The sequence below is a fragment of the Gracilibacillus thailandensis genome, from assembly GCF_010994055.1.
Lineage (GTDB): Bacteria > Bacillota > Bacilli > Bacillales > Amphibacillaceae > Gracilibacillus > Gracilibacillus lacisalsi.
The window spans coordinates 1-24,401 of record NZ_WJID01000050.1; the positions used below are offsets into that span (position 1 = coordinate 1).

At 37.5% G+C, this 24,401-nt stretch carries 29 protein-coding genes and 9 tRNA genes; 4 read left to right on the forward strand and 34 right to left on the reverse strand.

Going from position 1 to position 24,401, the window contains the following annotated elements:
* Positions 1-83 precede the first annotated feature (83 nt).
* The 11 genes from GH715_RS14450 to GH715_RS14495 form a co-directional block, all read right to left on the reverse strand.
* Positions 84-160 (reverse strand) — tRNA-Pro (locus GH715_RS14450).
* Between the two features lie 4 nt (positions 161-164).
* A tRNA-Arg gene (locus GH715_RS14455) sits at positions 165-241 on the reverse strand.
* A gap of 71 nt (positions 242-312) precedes the next feature.
* Positions 313-396: transfer RNA gene (locus tag GH715_RS14460), tRNA-Leu, on the reverse strand.
* Positions 397-424: 28 nt separating this feature from the next.
* A tRNA-Lys gene (locus tag GH715_RS14465) sits at positions 425-500 on the reverse strand.
* A 48-nt stretch (positions 501-548) separates the two neighbouring features.
* Positions 549-671, reverse strand: a complete 123-nt coding sequence (locus tag GH715_RS21810; RefSeq protein WP_276208117.1) for a hypothetical protein — start codon at positions 669-671, stop codon at positions 549-551.
* Between the two features lie 37 nt (positions 672-708).
* Positions 709-783: transfer RNA gene (locus GH715_RS14470), tRNA-Gln, on the reverse strand.
* 4 nt (positions 784-787) lie between these two features.
* Positions 788-864 (reverse strand) — tRNA-Asp (locus tag GH715_RS14475).
* Positions 865-889: 25 nt separating this feature from the next.
* Positions 890-961, reverse strand: a tRNA-Glu gene (locus GH715_RS14480).
* 18 nt (positions 962-979) lie between these two features.
* A tRNA-Ser gene (locus tag GH715_RS14485) sits at positions 980-1,070 on the reverse strand.
* 1 nt (position 1,071) lies between these two features.
* Positions 1,072-1,146: transfer RNA gene (locus tag GH715_RS14490), tRNA-Asn, on the reverse strand.
* Between the two features lie 180 nt (positions 1,147-1,326).
* Positions 1,327-1,788 (reverse strand): SprT family protein, encoded by a 462-nt coding sequence (locus GH715_RS14495; RefSeq protein WP_153836009.1) that lies wholly within the window; start codon positions 1,786-1,788, stop codon positions 1,327-1,329.
* A gap of 65 nt (positions 1,789-1,853) precedes the next feature.
* On the opposite strand from GH715_RS14495, the gene cmpA reads away from it, so the two are divergent.
* Complete coding sequence (gene cmpA / locus GH715_RS14500; protein WP_091485331.1) at positions 1,854-1,976, forward strand: cortex morphogenetic protein CmpA; 123 nt, start codon at positions 1,854-1,856, stop codon at positions 1,974-1,976.
* 74 nt (positions 1,977-2,050) lie between these two features.
* Here cmpA and GH715_RS14505 read toward each other — a convergent pair whose 3' ends face one another.
* The 15 genes from GH715_RS14505 to acpS all read right to left on the reverse strand — a co-directional run bounded on the left by GH715_RS14505 (position 2,051) and on the right by acpS (position 14,918).
* A complete protein-coding gene (locus GH715_RS14505; RefSeq protein WP_153836008.1) occupies positions 2,051-4,216 on the reverse strand; it encodes a Tex family protein in 2,166 nt (721 codons plus the stop codon).
* A 165-nt stretch (positions 4,217-4,381) separates the two neighbouring features.
* Positions 4,382-4,987 (reverse strand): SpoIIE family protein phosphatase, encoded by a 606-nt coding sequence (locus tag GH715_RS14510; RefSeq protein WP_153836007.1) that lies wholly within the window; start codon positions 4,985-4,987, stop codon positions 4,382-4,384.
* Positions 4,987-5,778 (reverse strand): RNA polymerase sigma factor SigB, encoded by a 792-nt coding sequence (sigB, locus tag GH715_RS14515; protein ID WP_018931996.1) that lies wholly within the window; start codon positions 5,776-5,778, stop codon positions 4,987-4,989. Before sigB ends, GH715_RS14510 begins: the two co-directional genes overlap by 1 nt.
* Positions 5,750-6,226, reverse strand: coding sequence for an anti-sigma B factor RsbW (gene rsbW, locus GH715_RS14520; RefSeq protein ID WP_153836006.1), 477 nt, complete (start codon positions 6,224-6,226; stop codon positions 5,750-5,752). Before rsbW ends, sigB begins: the two co-directional genes overlap by 29 nt.
* Before the next feature lies 1 nt (position 6,227).
* Positions 6,228-6,557, reverse strand: coding sequence for an STAS domain-containing protein (locus tag GH715_RS14525; protein WP_153836005.1), 330 nt, complete (start codon positions 6,555-6,557; stop codon positions 6,228-6,230).
* A 129-nt stretch (positions 6,558-6,686) separates the two neighbouring features.
* Complete coding sequence (locus tag GH715_RS14530; RefSeq protein WP_153836004.1) at positions 6,687-7,691, reverse strand: PP2C family protein-serine/threonine phosphatase; 1,005 nt, start codon at positions 7,689-7,691, stop codon at positions 6,687-6,689.
* 105 nt (positions 7,692-7,796) lie between these two features.
* Positions 7,797-8,198, reverse strand: a complete 402-nt coding sequence (locus tag GH715_RS14535) for an anti-sigma regulatory factor (RefSeq protein WP_018932000.1) — start codon at positions 8,196-8,198, stop codon at positions 7,797-7,799.
* A 2-nt stretch (positions 8,199-8,200) separates the two neighbouring features.
* Complete coding sequence (locus GH715_RS14540) at positions 8,201-8,557, reverse strand: STAS domain-containing protein (RefSeq protein ID WP_018932001.1); 357 nt, start codon at positions 8,555-8,557, stop codon at positions 8,201-8,203.
* A 13-nt stretch (positions 8,558-8,570) separates the two neighbouring features.
* Positions 8,571-9,434, reverse strand: coding sequence for an RsbT co-antagonist protein RsbRA (locus tag GH715_RS14545; RefSeq protein ID WP_153836003.1), 864 nt, complete (start codon positions 9,432-9,434; stop codon positions 8,571-8,573).
* A gap of 168 nt (positions 9,435-9,602) precedes the next feature.
* The gene (locus GH715_RS14550; RefSeq protein WP_026287269.1) at positions 9,603-9,953 is read right to left on the reverse strand and encodes a type II toxin-antitoxin system PemK/MazF family toxin; all 351 of its coding nucleotides are present in this window, start codon (positions 9,951-9,953) and stop codon (positions 9,603-9,605) included.
* A 3-nt stretch (positions 9,954-9,956) separates the two neighbouring features.
* A complete protein-coding gene (locus GH715_RS14555) occupies positions 9,957-10,238 on the reverse strand; it encodes a CopG family ribbon-helix-helix protein (protein WP_018932004.1) in 282 nt (93 codons plus the stop codon).
* A gap of 173 nt (positions 10,239-10,411) precedes the next feature.
* Positions 10,412-11,530 (reverse strand): alanine racemase, encoded by a 1,119-nt coding sequence (alr, locus tag GH715_RS14560; RefSeq protein WP_153836002.1) that lies wholly within the window; start codon positions 11,528-11,530, stop codon positions 10,412-10,414.
* Between the two features lie 387 nt (positions 11,531-11,917).
* The gene (locus tag GH715_RS14565) at positions 11,918-12,937 is read right to left on the reverse strand and encodes a LolA family protein (protein WP_153836001.1); all 1,020 of its coding nucleotides are present in this window, start codon (positions 12,935-12,937) and stop codon (positions 11,918-11,920) included.
* Between the two features lie 55 nt (positions 12,938-12,992).
* Positions 12,993-14,504 (reverse strand): NAD(P)H-hydrate dehydratase, encoded by a 1,512-nt coding sequence (locus GH715_RS14570; RefSeq protein ID WP_153836000.1) that lies wholly within the window; start codon positions 14,502-14,504, stop codon positions 12,993-12,995.
* Between the two features lie 45 nt (positions 14,505-14,549).
* Complete coding sequence (acpS, locus tag GH715_RS14575; RefSeq protein WP_153835999.1) at positions 14,550-14,918, reverse strand: holo-ACP synthase; 369 nt, start codon at positions 14,916-14,918, stop codon at positions 14,550-14,552.
* A 130-nt stretch (positions 14,919-15,048) separates the two neighbouring features.
* Between acpS and GH715_RS14580 the strand changes: the two genes are divergently transcribed.
* Positions 15,049-15,807, forward strand: a complete 759-nt coding sequence (locus tag GH715_RS14580) for a rhomboid family intramembrane serine protease (RefSeq protein ID WP_153835998.1) — start codon at positions 15,049-15,051, stop codon at positions 15,805-15,807.
* A gap of 18 nt (positions 15,808-15,825) precedes the next feature.
* Positions 15,826-16,269, forward strand: a complete 444-nt coding sequence (locus GH715_RS14585) for a hypothetical protein (protein ID WP_153835997.1) — start codon at positions 15,826-15,828, stop codon at positions 16,267-16,269.
* A gap of 231 nt (positions 16,270-16,500) precedes the next feature.
* Here the strand turns inward: GH715_RS14585 and cshA are convergent, their stop codons facing one another.
* The gene (gene cshA, locus GH715_RS14590) at positions 16,501-17,952 is read right to left on the reverse strand and encodes a degradosome RNA helicase CshA (protein ID WP_018932011.1); all 1,452 of its coding nucleotides are present in this window, start codon (positions 17,950-17,952) and stop codon (positions 16,501-16,503) included.
* 435 nt (positions 17,953-18,387) lie between these two features.
* On the opposite strand from cshA, the gene GH715_RS14595 reads away from it, so the two are divergent.
* Entirely contained in the window at positions 18,388-19,293 is a 906-nt protein-coding gene (locus GH715_RS14595; protein ID WP_163578679.1) for a DMT family transporter, read from the forward strand.
* 200 nt (positions 19,294-19,493) lie between these two features.
* Here the strand turns inward: GH715_RS14595 and GH715_RS14600 are convergent, their stop codons facing one another.
* The 7 genes from GH715_RS14600 to GH715_RS14630 form a co-directional block, all read right to left on the reverse strand.
* On the reverse strand, positions 19,494-20,189 hold the full coding sequence (locus tag GH715_RS14600) for an alpha/beta hydrolase (RefSeq protein WP_153835996.1): 696 nt from the start codon (positions 20,187-20,189) through the stop codon (positions 19,494-19,496).
* A 95-nt stretch (positions 20,190-20,284) separates the two neighbouring features.
* Positions 20,285-20,623, reverse strand: coding sequence for a YppG family protein (locus GH715_RS14605; RefSeq protein WP_018932014.1), 339 nt, complete (start codon positions 20,621-20,623; stop codon positions 20,285-20,287).
* 63 nt (positions 20,624-20,686) lie between these two features.
* Positions 20,687-20,923, reverse strand: a complete 237-nt coding sequence (locus GH715_RS14610; RefSeq protein ID WP_153835995.1) for a glutaredoxin family protein — start codon at positions 20,921-20,923, stop codon at positions 20,687-20,689.
* Positions 20,924-20,998: 75 nt separating this feature from the next.
* Positions 20,999-21,472 (reverse strand): MarR family winged helix-turn-helix transcriptional regulator, encoded by a 474-nt coding sequence (locus tag GH715_RS14615; RefSeq protein ID WP_153835994.1) that lies wholly within the window; start codon positions 21,470-21,472, stop codon positions 20,999-21,001.
* 58 nt (positions 21,473-21,530) lie between these two features.
* Positions 21,531-22,952 (reverse strand): hypothetical protein, encoded by a 1,422-nt coding sequence (locus GH715_RS14620; RefSeq protein WP_153835993.1) that lies wholly within the window; start codon positions 22,950-22,952, stop codon positions 21,531-21,533.
* Positions 22,949-23,635: an ABC transporter ATP-binding protein gene (locus GH715_RS14625; protein WP_163578680.1), complete on the reverse strand. Its 687-nt coding sequence runs from the start codon at positions 23,633-23,635 to the stop codon at positions 22,949-22,951. Before GH715_RS14625 ends, GH715_RS14620 begins: the two co-directional genes overlap by 4 nt.
* Positions 23,636-24,022: 387 nt before the next feature.
* Complete coding sequence (locus tag GH715_RS14630; protein WP_153835992.1) at positions 24,023-24,343, reverse strand: thioredoxin family protein; 321 nt, start codon at positions 24,341-24,343, stop codon at positions 24,023-24,025.
* Between the last annotated feature and the right edge of the window lie 58 nt (positions 24,344-24,401).

The following is a 24,401-nucleotide window of genomic DNA, read 5'->3' on the forward strand; positions in this document are numbered from 1 at the left end:
TTGGAAGGCTGAGGTTTTACCACTAAACTACACCCGCATGGTATAAAGTATTATATTAAGAAGTGTCTAATAATGTGATCGACTGGTCGGGAAGACAGGATTTGAACCTGCGACCCCTTGGTCCCAAACCAAGTGCTCTACCAAGGTGAGCTACTTCCCGGTCATGGCGCGCCCGAGAGGAGTCGAACCCCTAACCTTTTGATCCGTAGTCAAACGCTCTATCCAATTGAGCTACGGGCGCTTATCAAAGCGACATCTATTAATATAACACAATGCGTTTGACCAAGTCAATAGTTTTTATTTATTTTTTGATGCGGTCGAGAGGACTTGAACCTCCACGGGATTACCTCCCACTAGGCCCTCAACCTAGCGCGTCTGCCATTCCGCCACGACCGCTCGTTATCCATGCAATTCAATATATAGATGGTGAGCCATGGAGGATTCGAACCTCCGACCCTCTGATTAAAAGTCAGATGCTCTACCAACTGAGCTAATGGCTCTTGATGCAATGCTAATCACGACGGGTAGCTCACTTTCTGCCTCAAAAACTACATATATAGTAGAATCAGAGAAACAGTAGAAGCATCCTCAACTACATCTACTTCATTTGATTTTATTCCGATCCACTTTGTGAAGAATCGATCAAGTGGTTGGAATAGTATATTCGTCATAGCGACGAATGATTAAAGTTATTTTTAGTCAAAAAAATGGCTGGGCTAGCTGGATTCGAACCAGCGCATGACGGTACCAAAAACCGTTGCCTTACCGCTTGGCTATAGCCCAACAATGGCGGTCCGGACGGGACTCGAACCCGCGACCTCCTGCGTGACAGGCAGGCATTCTAACCAACTGAACTACCGGACCTATTAATTTTCTAATATAAATGGGATGACCCGTACGGGATTCGAACCCGTGTTACCGCCGTGAAAGGGCGGTGTCTTAACCACTTGACCAACGGGCCATTAATTTGAAGTGTTAATGGCGGAGAAGGAGGGATTTGAACCCTCGCGCCGCTTACGCGACCTACACCCTTAGCAGGGGCGCCTCTTCAGCCACTTGAGTACTTCTCCATGGCTCCACAGGTAGGATTCGAACCTACGACCGATCGGTTAACAGCCGATTGCTCTACCACTGAGCTACTGTGGAATAATGAGTCAATTCATGTTGACGACGTTAAATATAATATAATAATCACATCAGATTGTCAACTGTTTTTTATTATTTTTTCAGTTGTTGTCTGAATCAAAGACAAGCGTCTTTTCAAAGTGACGCCAATATAATTTATCATATTGTTTGCATCTTAGTCAATAGAATTATCAATTTTTTTTATTTATTTTGAACCAATGATAATTTACCTCTACACTTCCCACAACGATACCTTCTTACATTGATTCTTTTTCGTCGTTTATATACATGGTAACAAGAGGAGCATTGATATTGATACTTAAAATCATTATTCATAGACGGCAAGGGATTACAATGTCTTGGAGAATTCGTTACTTTTAAAAGTTGTTTAAACTCAGGATCACGGTGTTGATATCCTTTTCCTTCTATATGAAGATGGTAATGACATAATTCATGTTTAATAATACCAACAAACTCATCATATCCTAATTCCTGATAATACTTAGGGTTTAATTCAATTACTCGTTTAGCTGGTATATAACGACCACCCGTTGTTCTTAATCGATTATTAAAACGTACCTCATCAATAAATGGTTTGTTAAATACTTCATTAGATATATCTTTTGTAAGCTTCTCTAATTCATTTTGTGTCATCATTTCCATGCGTTCACACCTATCTATCATATTACATAACATAAAACAACATCATTAATTAAAGGATGATTAACATGCCTAATTGGCTAAAAAGACAATTAGCAGGCGCATTCCTTCATAAAAACAAGTATCAAATTCGTTTATTAAATCAATGCTGGTTTTTCTACTGTGACAAAGAGCAAAATAAAGCGGAGTAAAAGGCACCGGAAAAGTACCCTTTACTCTCTTTTTTTACGGCACCAGGAAAATATAAATGGTTAGCATATTTTCTTTAAGATGGAATCATGGTTAAGGCAATCCGTTGCTTTTCATGATCGACTTGATCTACCCATACTGTGATCACATCTCCTACAGAGGCAATGTCCATGGGATGCTTTACAAACTCATTGGACATTTTCGAAATATGAACTAATCCATCTTGCTTTACTCCGATATCGACAAACACACCAAAATCGACTACATTTCGGACAGTACCTTGAAGTTCCATACCACTTTGAAGATCTTCCATCGATAATACATTTTTCTTTAATAGTGGTTTTGGTAAATCATCACGAGGATCTCGATTTGGACTCGCTAATGCCTTCAAAATATCTTCTAAAGTTGGTAGGCCGATTTCTAATGAATTAGCTAACGCTTTTTTGTCTAACTGATTAACTAATTCCTTCAATTGTTCTGTACCTAAGTCTTTAACCGAACAATTAACTTCTGTAAGAATCTGTTTTGCTGCAGCATATGATTCCGGGTGAATCGGGGTACGATCTAATGGTTCTTCTCCATCTACTACTCGTAAAAATCCGATACTTTGTTCATATGTTTTGTTCCCTAGCCTAGGTATGTCTTTTAATTGTTTTCGATTAGTGAATTTTCCATGTTCATCACGATATTTTACAATATTATTTGCCACCGTCTTATTTAATCCTGATACATATTGTAATAGAGATGAAGAAGCAGTATTTACATTGACTCCAACTTGGTTAACCGCTGTTTCAACAACAAATGTTAATGATTCTGTTAGCCTTTTTTGACTAACATCATGTTGATATTGTCCAACACCGATTGCTTTCGGTTCTATTTTTACTAACTCTGCCAAGGGATCTTGAATTCGTCTGGCAATTGAAACCGCACTTCTTTCTTCCACCTGTAAATCAGGAAATTCTTCACGTGCTAATTTGGAGGCGGAATATACACTTGCTCCCGCTTCATTAACTATGATATACGCAATGTCCAACTGATGTTTATCAATCACACCTGCGATAAACTGCTCTGTTTCTCTTGACGCTGTTCCATTACCAATCGCAATTAACTCCACTGGGAATTCCTTTAAAAATTTGATAACCTTTTTCTCTGCACCTACCGTATCTTTTTTTGGTGCTGTCGGGTACATCACATCTACTGCTTTTACCTTCCCTGTATCATCAACAACCGCTAATTTACACCCTGTTCGGAATGCCGGGTCAACTCCTAAAACATATTTACCTTTTAACGGCGGCTGTAATAATAAGTTCTTCAAGTTTTTAGAGAAAATATCGATTGCTTGTTCTTCGGCCCCATCTGATAAAACAGATCGAATTTCTCTTTCAACTGATGGTTGTGTTAACCGCTTATAGCTATCTTCTATTACTTGAATGATAAATTCTTTTATCTGTGCAGTTGCATCTTTTTGAATTACTTGTTTTTGAAGGTACTCAATCACTCCATCTGTTGGCGGTTCAATCGATACCTTTAGCACATCTTCTTTTTCACCACGATTAAGTGCTAAGATTCGGTGTGAAACAATTTTACTAACTGCTTCACTATACTCGTAGTACATTTCAAAGATTTTTTTCTCATCCAACTCTGGCTTCTTCGCTTTGGAAGTAATGAGTCCTTTTTGGTGTGTTAGCTTACGAATGTGTTCACGATATTTCGGTTCATCTGCTATCCATTCGGCAATGATATCTTGAACACCCGCAAGGACATCTTCAATCGTATGTAATTCATGTTCTTCTGATAAAAAGTCAGAAGCTTGAGCCAAATCGATATTTTGTTGGTTATAGATAGTTTCAGCTAATGGCTCTAAGCCCTTTTCTTTGGCGACCGTTGCTCTTGTCCGGCGCTTCTGTTTATATGGACGATACAAGTCTTCTACTTTCTGTAATTGTGTTGCTTGTTCGATTTCCTTTTGTAAATCTTCTGTTAGTTTTCCTTGTTCATCGATTAGTCTGATCACCTCTTGTTTACGATCAGCTAATGTATTGACGTAATTCCATGCATCTTGAATATCTTTAATTTGCACTTCATCTAGGGAGCCTGTCATCTCTTTTCGATAACGCGCAATAAATGGGACGGTATTACCTTCCTCTAATAATTGAATAACACTTTTTACTGCTTTTTGATTAATTTTTGTCCTATCCGTAACTGCATTAATTAATTGGATATAATCTTCACTATTTACCAAAGCGTTTCCTCCTTCATACTAATCCTACTTTATTTTAACAAAAAGAATTGGTTAGTTCACATAAAACCTGAAAAGAGCATTTCTTCGCAACACCGATTTTACACCCCAAAAGAATGATATTGCACCATTATACAATTTATATAAACTAAAAAGGAATCCCGTTTTTTAACGGGATTCCTCGTTGTATTTCATGGCAATCAGGGTAGTATCATCATCTAGCTTTTGTTGATATAGATAAGCAAAGGTGTCTGTTATATGATCTACTTCTTTGTGAAGAAAATACGAGTTGGATATTTCTTTGGATGTTATACCATCAGAGAACATGACAAAAATCATCCCTTGTTCTAGCTTGTCTGTCATCACTTTGAACGGTCTTTCATAACCACTTAAGTAGCCAGCCTGCGGAATATTTCTTTTTTTAATCGAATTAGTAGTTATCGTCATTAAACCTATGTTTCCGATCGAAGAATAGGCATAATCTTTCGATTGCAAGTCAATTTGTAGAATTCCTAAGACGACACCGCGTTTTCCCACTAACTTTTCATTACTTTTTCTCATTATTGATGCAACAGAATCATCTTTATTATCACGAATCACTTCCATCACAATTTGCGATGATTCTTTTGCGAATTCACCACTGCCAAGACCATCAGCTAGCGCACAGATAAACTTATCGTCAGACTCATGGTAGAAATAGCTGTCTCCACAATAATAATTACCTTTTTTAGCTTTTTGAAAAACAGACACTTCTACTTGATGACTACTTTGCATTAACGAATGGCCTCCATATTCTCAGCTTGTAGTGCTTCACGCAGTTTTTTCAATGCATGACGTTGAATTCTTGATACATGCATTTGTGATATTCCTAATAATTCTCCAGTTTCTTTCTGACTTTTATTCTCAAAATAAGTATATCGAAGAATTTCCTGTTCTCGTTCATTTAAAATAGGCATTATTTTTTCAAGCAACAATTGACGATCCACATCTTCATATCCAGACTCTTGGTTGCCGACTAAATCCAATATCGATACTTCACTACCATCTGCATCCGCCTCAATTTTTCGATCAACCGATAATGCGTTGTAACTTTGGCTCATTTCCATCGTTTCGAGCACTTCTTCTTCTGTTACTTCTATATATTCAGCGATTTCTTTAATGGAAGGTGATTTTTGATTGTCAGTTGTTAAGGCTTCCGTTGCTTTTTTGATCTTTGGTCCTAACTCTTTAATTCTTCTGGGAACATGTACACTCCATGTTTTATCACGAATAAAACGTTTAATTTCTCCAATAATCGTAGGGATAGCAAACGATTCAAAAGATTTACCTACATCTGGATCGTATCTTCTAATAGCTGCTAAGAGCCCTAACATCCCAACTTGTTCGAGATCCTCGTAAATCGTTTCATTTTTGGCATATTTTCGAGCCAGAGATTTCACCAGTTTTTCATATGTTAAGACAATTTTCTCTTGTATCGCTTGATCCTCAGGGTTCTCTTGAAAAGCACGAATCCACTGGTAAATCTCATCCTCACGATTATTGTGTGGTCGAGATTTGGTCGTCATTAATATCCACCTCATTTTCATGGAGGTATTTGGTCATTAAAACAATCACACCATAATCATTTTTGATCTCTACCTTGTCCATCAGAGCTTCAATAAGAAATAGGCCAAAGCCTCCTTCTCGCAAATCTTCAATGGATTGATTATTTTCATAAGGTCCAATATCTTTTTTGACTTTTTGCAGATCAAAACTACCTCCACGGTCTGCAACCATCACTTCTAAACGGTCTTGATAAACACCAAAACCAATGGTTACCTCCCCGTCATCTTCCGTTTTATAGGCATGTTCGGTGGCATTTGACAGTGCTTCTGATATAGCTACTTTTAAGTCTTCAATCTCTTCGTAGCTAAAACCCATTCGATTGGCAATACCTGATGTACTTAACCTCACTACTCCTACATATTCTGCCCTTGCTGGCACTTTCATTTCAATGAAGTCAAAGGATTCCATATTATTTCCCACCTCGTACCGTTGAGTCAATATAAATAATGCTATCTAATCCAGTAATTTCAAATAATCGTCTAACACGATCTTGTAAGGCGACTAATCGTAAGTCACTATTGTATTCTTTGGTGGACTTCAGCGCACTGATAAATACTCCTAGTCCCGTACTATCCATATAATTAACGCCCTCTAAATCAACAATAACCGTCGTTCCTTCCGCCTTGGTTAATGGCAAAAGAGCTTCTTTTAGTTGGGGAGCGGTATAGGCATCAATCTCCCCTGCTAATTTTAACTCTTGTGTTTCACCATTATCATTACGATCAATATTTAAGTTCAAAACGGTTACCTCCTCGTCATTCTGTAAGTTTTCAGTCATATTTGTCATCTATTGAATGATAGTTAAGACATGTCATAATGTTGGTTTTTGGCTTACAGTTCACCATTCCCTGTTTCTTTGCATGATAAACTATTTTTTTAAGAAGATAAGTGTAAAGTCATCTCTTAACTGGAAATCCTGTAAACGTTCAAAATGACGATATACTGACTCGACTGCTTCTTGCGCAGGGAGATGCATATATTGACGAATCACTTCAAGCACTTCTTCTGTTTCAATAAATCGTTCGCCGATCCGGCATTCCGTTACACCGTCTGTTAACAATACAACCATATCATCAGGCTCCATGGTAATCTCTAACTCTTCATAGGTTGCCTGATCAGAAACACCTAACACTAGGCCTTTTGTTGTGATTTCATGAAATTGATCTTTAGCTGCGCAGTAATAAAACCCTGGCTCGTGACCAGCCGAAGAAAACTGCAAGGAACCTGTTTCATGATTAAATAATCCATAAAACATCGTGATAAACATGCTAGTGTCCACATTACGCTCTACCACACGGTTTAAATTTTCCAATATCACACTAGGGTTTCTCATTGTTTCCGGGAAACTATCCAAGGAATATTTGATCATTGACATCGCTAATGCTGCAGGTATCCCTTTACCAATAACATCAGCAATTGCAATACCGAGATTATTAGATTCGTCCGTTACAAAATGATAGTAATCACCATTCATTTGATGAGAAGGTACACTAATCGCACCTATATCCATGCCTTTTATATCCGGTTTCGTTGTTGAAAGTAGAGTCTGTTGCATATTAGCAGCAATTGAGATTTCCGACTCTAGCTCTCCTTGTTTTTCTCTTAAGGACTGAAACTCCTGGTAAGCTAACCCATAAGAAATCATTGTTTCTAAAAGGAAGTTCATAGAAGAGTCTATCTCCGTTGGTAAATCAGGATATAATTCTTTTAATGCTTGTATATGCACATTAATAATTTCCTCAGGAGATATATTATGTTTCATCGATAACTTACTAAATTGTTCAGCTTGATACAATGACTTTTCGTCTTGAGACGCGATATATTTTTTCAACAAATTCCGATAATTGTTGACATCGAACTTATAGGGCTCCATCTCATTACCTCCTAACTACGATTAGTACAAACTTTTTACTTCATTGTCATTTTGGTATAGGGGTAAATTGAATCTTCTATTAATCAGTTATACTAGTAACCTAGCTTACCGAACCCATTTGATCGTAGTTATGGTCGTTCCCTTACCCGGCTCAGACACAACATCAAAATAATCCATTAATCTTTTTACACCTGGCAAACCTGCACCGAGCCCCCCAGAAGTAGAAAAACCGTCTTCCATTACCTTGCTTAAATCATTAATGCCAGGCCCTTGATCAGAAGCGATGATTTTCAGCCCTTTCTTATTCATATCTTCCACAGTTTCATAGGCTATTTTGCCTTTCTCAGCATATAGATAAATATTGCGTGCTAATTCTGAAATTGCAGTAGCGATCCTAGCTTGGTCTACTGTGCCGAATCCAAGATCCTTTGCTAGTTCTCTTCCCATCTGTCTTGCTCCTACAATATCCCATTCTTTATTTATTTGTACACTTGATTTTGTTATCATGACTACTCCTCCAGTTCCTGGCGAAGTTTAATCAGCCCCTGTTCTAAATCAAGTGCTGTAGGAACGTTTTGCAAATGAATTCCTAAATCGATTAAAGTCATCGCAACCGCCGGCTGAATACCGGTTAACACTACTTTTGCGCCCATTAGGTCTGACATAGATACAACGTCACCTAATACTTTTGCAATAAAGGAATCGATTATATCAACAGAGGTTAAATCGATGACCACACCCGATGCGCCACTTTTATGTATTTTACTAAGCAGATCTTCTTGAAAGTCAATTGCCGTTTGATCATCAAGATCGATTTGGATGGATACCAATAAATAATTTTGTAGCTTTAAAATTGGTATTCTCATATTAAGCACCTCCCTATTTAATTGAGTCAATGATTTTAGTTATATCTTCTTTAGAATTACCTAAATCAACTATCTCACGGTTAGTCAATTTTAATGCTGTATTAAACCCTTTCTTTAAGGAACTCTTTGTCGGAAATTTACTTAAATCAATACCTAAATTGACGATAGTTTGAGCGATTTCCGGTCGGATACCTACTAATATACAAGTTGCTCCAATTAAACGCACAGCTTCTGCTGCTTGAATGATATGGTGTGCTACCATTGTATCAACAACTGGTACACCGGTAATATCGATCAATACAACTTCAGAATTATGTTTCATTACACCTTCTAAAAGGTTCTCCATAATTAATTTGGCACGCTCTGTGTCGATCGTTCCAATTAACGGCATGACGGTAATGTTGTCCATAACAGGAATAAGTGGAGCAGACAATTCCTGCAGCGCCATTCTCTGCAATGAAACAGTGTGTTCCCAACTTCCTGAATATTGGTTCACCAACTGATTGATAATTGGTTCAACCCAATTTTCGACAATACTCAGAATACGCGAAAACTCTTCTGTATCTACTTGTTCAGATTGACTTAAAATAAAATCTATTGTAACTCTTCTAAATGTTTGCAGACCATCTGTAATATAACTTAATGGCCAGCCGAGATTTATGAGTCGTTCAGCAAAATCATCCATTTCCCCTGTATCGCCTTGACGGTTAATACTAGAAAAAATAACATTGATGAATTCTTGATTAGTAGTGTGGTACAAGTTATCCGATATAGTTGAAGTGTAGTCAGATTTACGTTTTTCTGTTATATCATCTAACCAATTTTTAGAAATTACATCACTGTTCTCTATTACGATTCTTCGTAATGTTTCTGGCATTGTTCCAACCTCCACTATTTTCTTCTTTTGTATATAACAGTTTACAATAAAATAGTTTAATTTTCGATTAATATCATTTACGCGATTACACAAACAGTCATTTTTTGCTATTATTTGCCAAAAACACCCTTGCTTTTATAGTAGCAAGGGTGTTTTGAAGATAGAGGATTAGAAATCAGTTAAGCCTAAACTAATTTCTAATCCTCTATCTATACGTTCCATCATGTTATTGTCCAATTGAGTTATTTTATCTGTCAATCGTTGTTTGTCGATCGTACGAATTTGTTCTAATAAAATAACTGAATTCCGTTCAAAGCCATATTTTTCAGCATCAATTTCGACATGTGTTGGCAATTTCGCCTTTTGAATCTGAGCTGTGATGGCCGCAACAATAACAGTGGGACTGAAACGGTTTCCAATATCATTTTGCAAAACTAATACAGGACGCACACCGCCCTGTTCAGATCCCACAACAGGGGAGAGATCGGCGAAGTATACGTCGCCTCTTTTTACAATCAAGACCTACACCCCGCTCACTAAGCGCTCTAGGGTGTTTTCTGCCTCCTCTTCCGCTTGAAAAGCTTCTGAAGCAATATTCAAATTGATTTTTGCCATTTCCATATAACCTCGTTGCATCGATTCTTGGATATGGCGTTTCTTCGTTTCGCGTAAATACGTCTTCGTTGCCTGGCAAATAAAATCACTTAAATTGCTATCTTCACTTTTCATCAAGCCATCCACCTCATTCAGCAGGTTTTTAGGTAATCTCACAGCAACTTCTTGTAAGTCTTCAGACAAAACCATACACCTCCACCAACATTGACAAGCCTAAAATGATAATCCACTATAATCATACCATTCCGAAACAGGCATTGCAAAGGGGTTTTTGATAATTTTTCGTTTTTTTCTACAATATATCTTCAGTATTACCAGAAGATTGAAGAATTATCTTGTCTTACCGACTATTTTTTTAATTATTATGAATATACTCTTGGAACTCGGTAACTAATCATACAAGCAATTTCATAATTAATCGTGTCCAAATGTGCTGCCCATTCGTCCATCTCGATACGTTCTCCGCCTTGTGAACCTATTAAGGTGACCTTATCTCCTACTTTAGCAGGTTTGGTTAAGCGAACCATCAATTGATCCATACAAATCCGGCCGACAATGGTACATCGTTCACCATTAACTAAAACTTGTGCACCTTGTAAAGCACGACGAATACCATCCGCATAACCAAGTGGGACCGTGCCAATCCACTCCTCCTCGTTCGCTAAATATGTCGCTCCATAACTAATCGGTGTTCCTTTTTCTACTTTTTTTACATGGATTAAACGGCTGTGTAATGCAAGTGCTGACTTTAGCTCAATCGGCTTTTCTAATTTAACAACTGGTGAGGGATACAGTCCATACATGCTGATACCAAAACGGACAAAGTCAACCATTTTTTCAGGAAAACGCATGCTTGCTGCACTATTTCCGGTATGCACCATCACCTTATGTTGTGTCCAATTGTTTTGAAAGATAGTCCATAGTTTATCGAACTGGTTTAATTGCTTTTCGAAGTGCTCTAGTTTTTCTTCATCAGCAGTGGCAAAGTGGGTGAAGATTGCTTCTAAATAAATATTTTCATGTTGAAGAAACGGGATGATTTCTAATAATTCCTGTTCTGTCCGAATACCGATACGCCCCATGCCAGTGTCCCATTTAAGATGAACTGTGAGCGGTTTTGCAAGGGTGAGCTTTTGCACTTCCTCTAGCCATTCTTTCTGATAACAAGTAACAGTAATATCATGTTTCGCAGCAATTTTGGCATCTTCTGGACGGATCCATCCCATAACTAAAATAGGAGCTGTAATACCTCCTTGTCGCAGGCGCAATGCTTCATCTAAAATAGCGACAGCGAGCCTTGTTGCACCTCCATTAAGTGCTGCATTGGCCACTTCCATATCCCCATGTCCATATGCGTTTGCTTTCACTACTGCATAGATTTTCGTTTTATCTGCTAATTTATTCTTTAATTGCTGTATATTATATATAATATGATCCAAATTCACTTCTACCCAAGAATCACGGTAAAATTTTTGTTCCATGTTTATACCCCTTCATTTCGATTGAGTCTAACGCAATCCATTATAAACCATTTAAAGCAAAAAGGGTATAAATTAAAACAGACCAGATTGCACACGGCATATCTTTAATCAACGCACACTCGATACAAACTGCGAACTAATGAAAGTTCTGTTTAGACAGAACGGCGCTTCCGAAGATACCCTTTGCTGTTCCGGGGATATTTTCTCCCCTTCCCTGGATATAAGCATTTATCCCCGGAAGAGAAGACTTTTTCCTCGGAACAGAACGTCGCTTCCAGGAATTAGAGGGGGGGTTCATATCTACTTTACTTCGCAGTTTATGTTTTCTCTGAAGATTCCTATGCTGATACAGAAAAAAGCAGACTTCTTGAAAAGTCTGCCTTTCGCTTATTTCATCGCGTCTTCTGTTGACATGGATCTTGCTACTTCTTTCATTTCTTCTTTAGTTAGTTGTTCACTTGCGACATAATAATTAACCCCTTGGTAATGCCATTGTAATGAATTCTCAGAAAGTGCTCCAACGGTAAAACTTAGATCAATTGGTTCTCCGTTTACTACTTCTGGTACTGCTGTACTTGTTGGGAGCACGTCTACTGTCTCTTGAATAATCGTGAAATTTTTATCTCCTTCATAAGATAACATTACACGTTTACCGTTTTCGACGTCCATTTGATCCTCTTCGACCAGCTCTGAACCTAAATTTTCAGAAGGATAAAGCACCGTTAATTGTGATGGCAGATCTTCTTGTGCCATTACAGGTACTCCGAAAATACTGCTCGTCATATTTGTTTCCATATCAAATGTGTTTTCCGGTAAATCAGGATCTATCTCAAAGTTTGTAAACTCTACTTCAACTAACGGATTTTTATCATGGTCCAATACCTTGACTAACACAGGTTCGTAAGTTTTCTTATCAAAATAAATAGTTTGATATGGGAGGTTACTATTACTTTCATAGCTTGTTTTCGTTTCAAAGACAAAATAACTGTCTGTCACCGTAAAAGTTGCATCACTGTCATCGACTAGGTCTTGTATTAATGATTGGAAGAGATATGGCTGGCTATTGTTTTCCGGCCATTCACTTTGAAATTTAAAGCTTTTGTTTAATGCTGGCGTTAATACAAACACCCCATCGTCATTACGTAAAATAATTTGGCTGCTTTCCTCATCATTTTCATTCTTTAACAGTACACGATAGTAATCTTTTTTCTTATGGGAAACTTCAACCCGGTATGCCTGTTTTTCTTTTCCTGTATCCAATGTCATCATTGCCTGTGATTGATAAGCACTCATATTCTCCACGATATCTTCCAGTTTCTCTACAACATCGTCCTTAGACTTTTCCCCACATGCTGTTAACACAATAAGCAATAATATACCAATTACCAGACTTTTATATTTTTTCATCGCGACATCTCTCCTTTGTCTCATCTCAAGTGGACAAAGGGAACACGATCACACGTTAAGATAATGTACGAAATACTTGCGATAGTCCTTCGATCACATCGGTAGCTAATAAATCCCTCTCTGTGTGGTTATCTTCCACCAGATAATCTGCTGATGTACCATGGAGATAACAGCCATTTGCAAGAGCAGGCAGCAATTCTTCATGCTGCATAATCATGGTGAGTAAAATCCCTGTCAAAACGTCTCCTGTTCCACCCTTTGCTAAGCCGGCATTCCCTTGATCGCTGACAATTTGCTCACCATTCGGTGCTGTAATAATAGTGTGCTTACCTTTTAACACGACATAGACTTGATACTTTTCAGCAAACTGCCGAGAGATAGAAAAAGGCGACCGCTTTACTTCTGGAACAGTTTTATTTGTCAGCATAGCCATTTCTCCATAATGTGGTGTAACCACAATTGGCGCTTTGTGCTGCAACAGTGTTTCCAATAATGGCTTTGCATGATACAGACCATCTGCATCAATTAGTAGTGGCTTGTCTAGTTTTTCAATCAAATCAGAGAGCAGCTGAGAGTCATCACGTCCGATCCCCATGCCAAATGTAATAGCATCTATTTTTTCAAAGGCTTCGAGATCACGGTCTGTCAATCGGTCCGTTAAGTTTGGCAAAAGGTGATACGTTGCTTCGATACAACTACTCGATACGATTGGGAGATTCTCCTTGATTGTAGCAACAGTTACCAGCCCCGCACCTGATCGGAGTGCTGCTCTGGCAGCTAACACAATTGCCCCCGGCATCGTTTGCTGCCCACCAATCACCAGTCCCCTGCCATTCGATCCTTTGTGAGCATACTTTTCACGTTTCGGAAAAGTAGCACGGACATTTTTTATGCACCATCTTTGTTTCGATGCATGCTTGGCATAAGCCATCTGTGATATACCGATTTTTACCGTTTCCCATTTGCCATAGTAAATACTAGTCTTTTCACAAAAAGCCGTTTCTTTTGGAGCTTCAATGATATATGTCTGATCTGCATGAATAGCAAGATCAACCTCCAGCCCATCATTTGCCGGCAAACCACTTGGAATGTCAACCGAAATTTTCTCGACAGGTAAATGATTAATGGCGTCGATCATACTCCGGATTGGCTCACGAATTGCTCCAGAAACACCTATCCCCAGAATCGCATCAATAACGATATCACAATCTACTAATCTTTGCTTTAACTGATGCGAGTCTGTCACATGGACAAGCTTGTCTGACGTATTTAACCACAATGCTTTGTGAAAGGCTGCATCACCTTTAATTTTATGATCTGCTACTAATTGAAAAACTGAGATATCATAACTATATTCCGCTAAGTAGCGGGCAATAACAAAACCATCACCGCCATTATTTCCACTGCCAACTACAATTGCCACCTTCTGATTGTTATCATAGCTTTGAATGATTTGCTGGGCTACTTGTGATCCGGCATTTTCCATTAGAACCTTGCCCTCGATTCCCCCTTTTTCAATCGCATAACGATCTATTTCGTACATTTCTTCCGCGGTTACGATGTACATCTTGTTCCCTCCTACCCGCACTAAAATAGTATGAGACAAACTCTCTTAATATGCAGATTCACTTTCAATTATTACTTGTGCCACTGCATAATCATCACTGTGAGAGATTGATACGAAGCATGTCTCAGCATTTAAAACTTTTGATTGCAAAACAGGTGCTCCATTTTTTTGATTGATAATTTCAATATCTAAGAAACTTAATGGTCCAATCCCAGTTCCTCTTGCTTTTGAAAAAGCTTCTTTCGCTGCAAATCTTCCAGCGATAAATTCTATTTTTCTTTTATTCGATTGAAGATTCTCTAACGATTGCTTTTCTGCATTGGTTAATATTCGATCCAACATTTTCGGTTGACGTTCTACTATTTCTTTTATTCGTCGCAACTCTATAATATCAATTCCGATTCCTTTTATCATTTAGATCAACTCCATTTTATATGGTAAGTATAGCCTAATTACGGTGATAATTAAAATGGTTAATTCTACTGTCCATATCATTTACAGTTGTGCTAAAATATAAGCAATTAACCATAAAAGGGAGAATGCTATGTTTTTACGTACGGAAAGCTTTCGGGATTTTCTACATTTTTATCCGGTTGTTTCAGCGATTATTGCGTTTCAAGTCATTATTTGGCTTGTCGTTGGGATAGTGCCTGGTTTAGGGGAATGGATTTATACAACGGGCATCGGTTGGAATTTGATGATTAGCCAAGGTGAATATTGGCGATTAGTTACGCCAATATTTTTGCATGCTGGTTTCGGTCATATCCTATTTAATTCCTTTTCACTGATTTTATTTGCGCCAGCATTAGAACAAATGCTTGGGAAAGTAAAGTTTTTAATTGTTTATTTTACTGCCGGTATTGCTGCAAATATTCTTACTTATATTGTTGAACCGAATCCTATGTACACACACGTTGGAGCCTCAGGTGCAATTTTCGGGTTATTCGGGTTATATTTATTCATGGTCTTTTTTGAAAAAAGATTAATTGATCCCCAAAACGCGCGACTAATTTTAATCATTTCTGTAATCGGATTAGTGATGACCTTTTTCCGAGCAAACATTAATGTCGCAGGTCATCTATTCGGATTTATTGCCGGGTTTGCACTCGGTCCTGTTATCTTGAGAAATACACAACCATTCTCTCCATGGAAAAATAGACGCAAAGTAAAAGATGACGATATCGGATTTGATCCTAATCGTTGGAACAAAAAACGTTATCGTTACAAACCTTATTTGAAGCCAGTTTTATTTGGTATATTGATCGCATTAGTTTTACTCGGATTCATTTCCACTCTATTTTAACCGAAAGGAGAATGTATTTTGACAGCAGTTTGGTTGTTTACCGTATCATCCATTATCGCTGGATTAGGTATTTTATTTGCCTTTAAGCGATTAATGAAAGGATTAGCTTATCGGATTAAACGAAATGAATTTCACTTTAAAGGTTTGCAAAAAGATCAAATTCGCTTTTTTATTCAAGTTGGTTTAATCGAAGCAGTTCCGATATTTCTAATTATTTTAGGATTTATGTTTATGGGTGAGGAAAACTTATCCACCGCTAGCTTACTTTTACCTTTACTCATTATTTTAGCTGTCATCATTTTCAGTCTGCTTCAAATTCAAAAAACAAAAGCAGAAGTGATGGAAGTAGCATCCAGCTTAAACGCAGAAGAACTCAGCTATGTAAAATCACTTTCCTTTATTGGCTATATGACAGTGTTAGGTATTCCTATTTTAGCAATCGTTGCGATATTTTTAGTGTAGTGTGGGATTATGTGTATAGCAAAAGTCCGTTGCATGGTTTGCAACGGACTTTTTTAATGTAAGGAAAGTATAAAGTTTGCGCAGATGTCTAGCTCCGAGCGCCCAAAAACTAGGCGACTTCACGAATCGCCCTACGATAAGTCATCATCGGTTCGCTTTTCTCAGTGATTCCTTTATCTCAGTTGATTAGCTCCAGCCGCTACGTTTTTAAGCGGGCGCTCTGCGCTTTTCTTATCTTTTATTATTATTACGTTTGTTTTGGAATTTGCGGTTACGGCCGCCTCCCTGTTTGCCTTTACGACCAAATCCGCGTTTATCATTTCTGAATTTTTTGTTATTACCTTTATTGTTTCCTTTTTTAACACTTACCGGTTGAACAGATGTTAAGGTAACTGGTGTTTGTCTTCTTTCTTTGGTTAGCATTTTTAATGCCGCCGCGACAACTGTTGCAGAATCGTATTCGTCTAGAATTTCGCTCGCTGTCTCACGATAATCTTGAAGTTCTTTCTTTTCAATTGTTTTGATTAATTTTTGTACTGTCAGCTGTTGTTGACCTCGTTTTGCTTCATCATAACTAGGTGCTGTCATACGCTTCATTTTACTTTTTGTTACTTTTTCAATTAAATGCAAGTGTGGCATTTCTCTTGGTGTAATAAACGAAATAGCCTCACCCATCTTACCAGCACGACCTGTACGTCCGATACGGTGCACATAGCTTTCTGGATCCTGTGGAATATCAAAATTATATACATGGGTTACCCCAGAAATGTCTAATCCACGTGCAGCTACGTCGGTTGCTACGAGAATTTCAATACGACCGAATTTAAACTTTTTCAAAACGGATGTCCGTTTACCTTGGGTTAGATCACCATGGATTCCTTCTGCACGAAAACCACGTGCTTGCAAACCTTCCGTCAACTCATCGACACGTTTTTTGGTACGCCCAAAAATAATCGCTAATTCTGGAACATGAATATCTAACAAGTTTGTCAAAGTATCGAATTTCTGTTTCTCATGTACTTCTACAAAGAATTGATCGATATTCGAAACCGTCATTTCCTTTGATTTTACTTTTACCTCTTCTGGTTGCTTCATCAATGTTGCTGCAATATCACGAATTTCTTTTGGCATAGTTGCTGAGAACAATAAAGTTTGTCTCTCTTCCGGAATCGCCTTTAAGATATCACGAATATCATCGATAAAGCCCATGTTCAACATTTCATCCGCTTCATCTAGTACAGCAGTGTGTACTTGATCAACACGAATAGTACGACGACGTAAGTGGTCTAATAACCGGCCTGGAGTGGCTACTACAATATGTGGACGATCCTTTAACGCTTTAATTTGACGTTCCATATGTTGACCACCATAGACAGGTAATGTACGAACACCTTTAAACTTTGCAAGTTTATGCATTTCTTCTGACACCTGTATCGCTAATTCTCTTGTAGGTGCTACAATCAACCCTTGAATTTTACGTTCGTTAGGGTCAATTTTTTCGATCATCGGAATACCGAAGGCAGCCGTTTTACCAGTACCCGTTTGCGCCTGGCCAATAACGTCTTTACCTTCCATCCCTAATGGAATCGTTTGAGCTTGAATTGGTGTTGCCTCTTCAAAACCCATTTTCTCTAATGCTTTCATAATTGACGCTGAAATACCTAATTGATTAAAATTTGTCACTATTAATTTCTACTCCTTTTTTCACTATATAAATCTCATCTTTATTATCATTTTTTCGTCGTTATTATCAGTGTATCCAAGTTATACTATCTACATTAAAAAAAGTTGCAAAAAAGTAGGATAAGCTACCCTTTTTCAGGTGCTAACACCCTGATAGGTTTCACTTTATAAATGCCGTTATCGTAATAAATCTTGACTTTGACTAAGATACATACGAATAACAATGAAAAAAGCCTTCCTCCACATTTGGAAGAGGCTTATAAATGACCACTCAATGGATTATTACATCATAACACACTCTTCATTTTAATTCTATATAATATTTCGTATCGTTTCAAACAATTGCGTTTATACTGGATAGATATTATTAGGATTTCTTAAAATAATTGTTATACTTAAGAAAAAGATTGATTTTTTAATATTGTAGGTGATGTTGTGAATAAGCAATTCATTCCATATATAGCGATTATCATCGGTGTAATCTCCGTTTCTACAGCTGCGGTACTTGTAAAATTAGCCGCAGAAGTCCCTTCGGCAGTAACAGCCAATTACCGCTTGTTATTCGCAGCAATTTTATTGTTACCATATATTCTTTTCAAAAGAAGAGATGAATTAAGAAAATTAGCCAAAAGAGAATGGATACTCACGATTGTTGCTGGTATTAGCTTAGCGATTCATTATATCGTCTGGTTCGAATCCTTTCAGTATACATCTGTGGCCAGTTCTACTGTAATCGTGACCTTACAACCTATCTTCGCCTTTATCGGTACCTATCTGTTCTTTCATGAACGTTTTTCTGCCGGTACAGTGATTAGTATGCTGATTGCCATTTTTGGCAGTGTTATTATTGCGTGGGGGGATTTCCAGATAGCGGGTGAAGCCCTTTATGGAGATTTTCTGGCCTTGTTAGGAGCAATGTTTATTACGATTTACTTTTTACTTGGTCAAGGTGTGCGGACAAAACTTTCCGTGATGAGCTATACGTTCATAGCGTACAGTATCGGAGCATTAACGATTATTGCCTATAACCTCTCTGTCTCGAACCCTTTAACAGGTTATGAGCCAAATGAATGGGTGATCTTCCTTTCTCTAGCCATCGTTCCAACGATTCTAGGACTCAATTTGCTTAACTGGGCACTAAAATGGGTGAGCACATCCGTTATTTCAATGGGAATCCTATTTGAACCAATCGGCGCCTCCTTATTAGCCTATATCATACTAAACGAACTGATCACCTGGTCCCAGTGGCTAGGAGGAACGATTGTCATCTTCGGCCTGCTCCTTTTCATCGCCAGCACCCGGAGAAAACGCAAAATGAAAATCACGATTGAACACAATTAGACAGAGGTGACCTAGCCTCTGTCTTTTGTTCTCGAAGACACTTTTCTTCTTTTTCGCTCTACTTTGTCCTCGATAGCACTTCTCGAAGACACTTTTTCTCATTTTCGCTCTACTTTGTCCTCGAGAACGCTTCTCGAAGACACTTTTTTTCTTTTTCGCTCTACTTTGTCTTCGAGAGCACGCGCTCGTTAACCGCAGTCTTACTTTAACAAAAATTGATAGACAGCATTAATGACGACATCTTTATCCTCACCCAGACAAATTAGATGCTTTGAATCATGGAAATAAATAATCTCCGCATCAACTGGTATTTCTTTGTCCAGATAATGTACTGTTTTGTATGGCACCATTCCATCCTGCATTCCTTGTGCAATAAAAACTGGACAGTGAATCTCCTTTAAGTATGGTTTGGTAAATTTCATACATTTCAAAAACTCTCGAATTGCCCTTATCGGAACAGATCCATATTTCGTTCGGTAGTGATTATACAAGGCATCCTCTTTCAACTTTCGCCTCACTGCTTTTTGAGCGAAATTCATTAAATCAACACTTATCCGTGGAATACTAATATACCTTCTTGATGTAGATAGCAATACTAACTTCTTACACGTATACTTTGCTGCTAAGTATGCTGCTATCATTCCTCCCATCGAAAAACCGATCAAATAAATGTCATCGTGATCTTCCTTCAATTCCAGATAGGCTCGTTCTGCTTCATGTATCCAATCTTTATAGGATACATCTAAAAGGTCTAAATCCCTTCCCTCACCTAAGCCATGTCCAGGTAAATTAGGTGTTACTACATGCCAATCTGTCTGTTTCTCTATGTAATAAGCAAGTGGTTCTACTTCATATGGACCACCAGTAAACCCATGAATAATAAGACATGCAGTCATTAGTTGCCTACCTCCCAATAAAGTGAGACTATGATCAGTATAAAATATCTATCACAACAGAAATCCTTGCCATAATCGACAAGGATCATTTTACATTATTTCTGAAAAGATTTTAAAATATTACCGAAATTTTTGAATAAAGGTGATACCTGTTGATAAGTGTTTGCCACTTGATTCACGGTATTAAACACTTTATCCAAATCCATTTCACCATTTTTATTTTGAAAATACTGCAGCATCGGATTATTTGGCTTTCCGAAAAAGGAAGGCGAAGGAGTGTCGAACCCATCATATGGATTTGGTACCATCGGCTTTTGATAATATTGAAATGGTGTCATCGGCATTGGTGATGTATATGTTGGCGGCTGATAAGGATGCATCCCCTGCTGATAAGGGTTTTGATAATTAGAAAAGCCACTATATCTGTAATCCATTTTCTCCCCTCCATCTGCTAATTTAGTATTAGCTTATGCAGATAAAGGGAAATTGGTTCGCTACTACCTAAGTAATTGCTTTAACTTACTTTCCTGAAAACCGATAATTCGATAATCATTATCAATAATAATCGTAGGAGTTATATAAATGTTCTCTTGCTGTAATTGCCGTAAATTCTCTTTATTTACTGTTGTATTTTTTAGCTGAAATGGAATATTCCGTTGTGTTAAGTACTGTACAAGTTGATCACATTCTGTACAATTATCACTGACATATACGTCTATCTGTTGTTCCCGCATGTAGGTAACCCCCTTAACTATAACCTCCTATAGTAATAATTACCCACTACAAACAACATATAAACTTATCATTTTCTATTGTTTTTCAGAAAAATGATCTGCATACATTCCCAGTTTTTTCATCAGTCTAATCGCTTCTACTTTCTCCTCTTCATCTAATCCAGCAGTAATTGCTTCAATTTGTTTCCAATGTTCTGGAAATATATCATTAAGCAACTGTTGCCCATTTTCTGTAATAGATGCATAGGTAATTCTCCGGTCACTAGGACATGGTGTTCGCTTAACTAACCCTTTTTTCTCTAATTTATCTACCACGTATGTAATACTTCCACTAGCTAATAAAATTTTATCCCCTATTTTTTGTAAAGGTTGTTCTCCCTGATGATATAGTAGTTCTAATACACCAAAATCAGTTGTATTTAAACCATGGCTTCGAATATCTTTCGCTACTTGATCGGCAACTGCTCGATAAGCCTTCGACAACACAACAAATAATTTTAGGGAAGGGTCTTGCTTCTTTTTTAAATATTCGTTTCTCTTTTGATCCATCCCTCTCATCCTCTCTCATTATCTATATATGAATGGTATTATAGGCAAACAACTAGAACTAGTCAATTTTTAATGGGAAATAATGTTTCTTCACTATCCAGTATACTAAGATTATTAATAAATAACTAATCATAACAGGATATAACACACTAAACGCCATTGTCACATAAGTGGATATTCCCATCACTTGATCAACAAAAGATGGCGTATACCATTTTTCATTTAATGCTTTTACTTTTCTCTCTATCTCACAATCTAACAAAAAGAATAGTGCTATAAAAGCATATAAAAGCTGAGCTATTAACCACCAACTCCATGTATTCGTAAGTAAGACAACCACTGAAACAACCAACATCACTATGATACTTAGTAAAGATGACATTTGCCAAAAAGCAGTTGTTATTACCGACATATTCCAAGGAATACTGTGAAGTAATTTGTCTTTAAAAATCGCAGTAAAAAAACTTGCTATAACCTTAATGAAGATAAACAACGACAATATAATAGCAATCCCTTGTAATAGTGGGCCTCCTCTTAAGGAAAGCAAAATCATAATAATTAATATCGAAAATAGCATCGTATAGATAATACTGATTTCCTGATTGATACTACGCCTCCATAATTTTCGCATTAGTTTAGTCGGCTGCTGATAAGGAAAAGGAAGTTTTGCTTTTTTGGATGTGAAAAGTGTTTTCAAGAAATAATTTCTTCGTTGCTGCTTTACTTGATCCATTCTACTCATTTGTTTAACAAAGAACATGTTCCATTCTTTGTCATCACTTTTCTCAATCACTTTCATCCAATTGACTTTTGTCAACCGACGTGGCCATATCCATACGTTAAGGGCAAATAGGAAGATAATAAGCATCCAGACAGAGTCCGCGTTTAACTCTAATAATACAAAAGTCAGACGAATTACACCAATAACCAAAACAGCCAACAGATAGAGTCCGATTTTTTTAAAACCTTCTATCTGAAAAAAGTACCATTGAGGTATGACAGTTAAAAATACTACTATTAAAATAGCAGCATACCATTTTACGAGAACTAATGTAGAAAAAGGAGTAACCAGCACTAGTAGCAACAACATTAACGTTAAAGCAACGAACCGTTTTCTAATCACGATCCATAAAGCATATAACCATATATTTTTTATCGAAAAAGGAAGCGACGTCAACTTCCATTCTGCACTTGTAATCGGTAGCGATGGATGTTGAAAGGAAAGCACAATCGCGCCGAATATCAAACCCAATACTATTAGCGGAAAAAATAATTCGATATTTGCCTGATAGTTCAGAAAGACAGCCTCCATGCTTTTGAAGGTATCATATGCAATAAATAAAAACATGATCGCAAAGAAACCGGTATAGATTGTTGTTGTCCAATCAAATGCCACACCAAAGGCTAATTTGTATAATTTTTGCTTTTTACGTATGCGACTCTTTTTAAGAAATCGCATCATTTGAACGGTAGCTTTCATTCTGTCCCTCTCCTTGATAGTGAGTGGAACTCTTCCATCAAGCCATGTTCTGCTACACGTCCTTGATGCAGCATAATATATGTATCTGCTAACTCTTCCATTCTCTCTAATTGATGGGAGGTGAGTAGAATGCTTGTACCATTTTCCGCCTTTTTCTTCAACATTTCTTGCAGGTCATGTGCTGCATGTATATCTAGACCCATAAAAGGTTCGTCAATTAATAGTAATGGGACTTCTGGTAATAATGCACAAATCGTTTGCACTTTTTGACGCATACCTTTCGAAAGTGATTCTGGGTATTCATTTAGTTTATCCGCTATTTCAAATTGCTCTGAAAGTTGTTTTGCACGTCTTGTAAATGTTTTTTCATCGAGCTGATAGCTTTGACCATATAGTTGAAAATGTTGCATCGTTGTTAGTTCCGGTAATAAAAATGGTTCTTCTGGGATATAAGCTAGTTGTTTTTTAAAGGTGATAAATGATTGATCTTGATCCACTTGATTCAAAATAATAGTGCCTTCTTTTTTGTCTTGCCACCCCATGATTGTTTTCATAACGGTTGATTTCCCTGCCCCGTTATGACCGATCAAACCTACAATGCTTCCTTTTTCAACGGAAAATCCTACGTCTTCAAGGATGGTTTCTTTCCCAATTTCAACTTTTAGCTGCTTCACTTCTAACACATAAACGCCCCCCTTCACATATATACGAAAAATGTTGTCAAAAGGTTTCCGAAATTGTCATTTTATACAAATAAGCGATAATAAAAAATAGTGCTGCTCTACTTATCAGATTCGTAATAGATAAAAACTGCTGTGAATTGGGAAAATTTCCGGAATGAGGCTTTCTTCCAAGCTGATTTTTGCTGAATGCTTGTATACGCTCCGAGAAGATACTTCGCTTTGCATAGTGTTGTGGTGGCCGTGCCCACGGAAAGCGCAGTATTCTGCCGGAGCGGTTCGTCAGCACTCTCTTAGTGAAGAATGGAAGAGAGCAAATCCTTGTCAACGTTACTCCACAGTTTATGAACTATTTTACGACATAAAAAGAGACAGTGCTGAGACTGTCTCTTAGGCTAACTCTTCTTGTAAGAACTCTAATACATCGTCTGGTGTTTTGGTGTAGGCACTGTGGCGATGTGCTAGTTTTTCTCCGTTTTGAAAAATAAGTAAGCTTGGGATACCCATTACTTCATACTTTTCAGCCAATCCTTGTACTTCATCACTATTGACTTCATACCAATCATAGTTATTGTACTGTTCTAAAATATCTCCAATAAACATATCCATACGCTTGCAGTCAGGACACCAGTCCGCATAAAATTTAATAATAACTGGATCTTCTGAAGCGATAATTTGATTAAACTGTTCTTCTGTTTTAATAGCTTCCATTATGCATTCTCCTTTTTCAAGTGGTACTTTAGTAAAAGCTAGCATGAACAGGATTTGA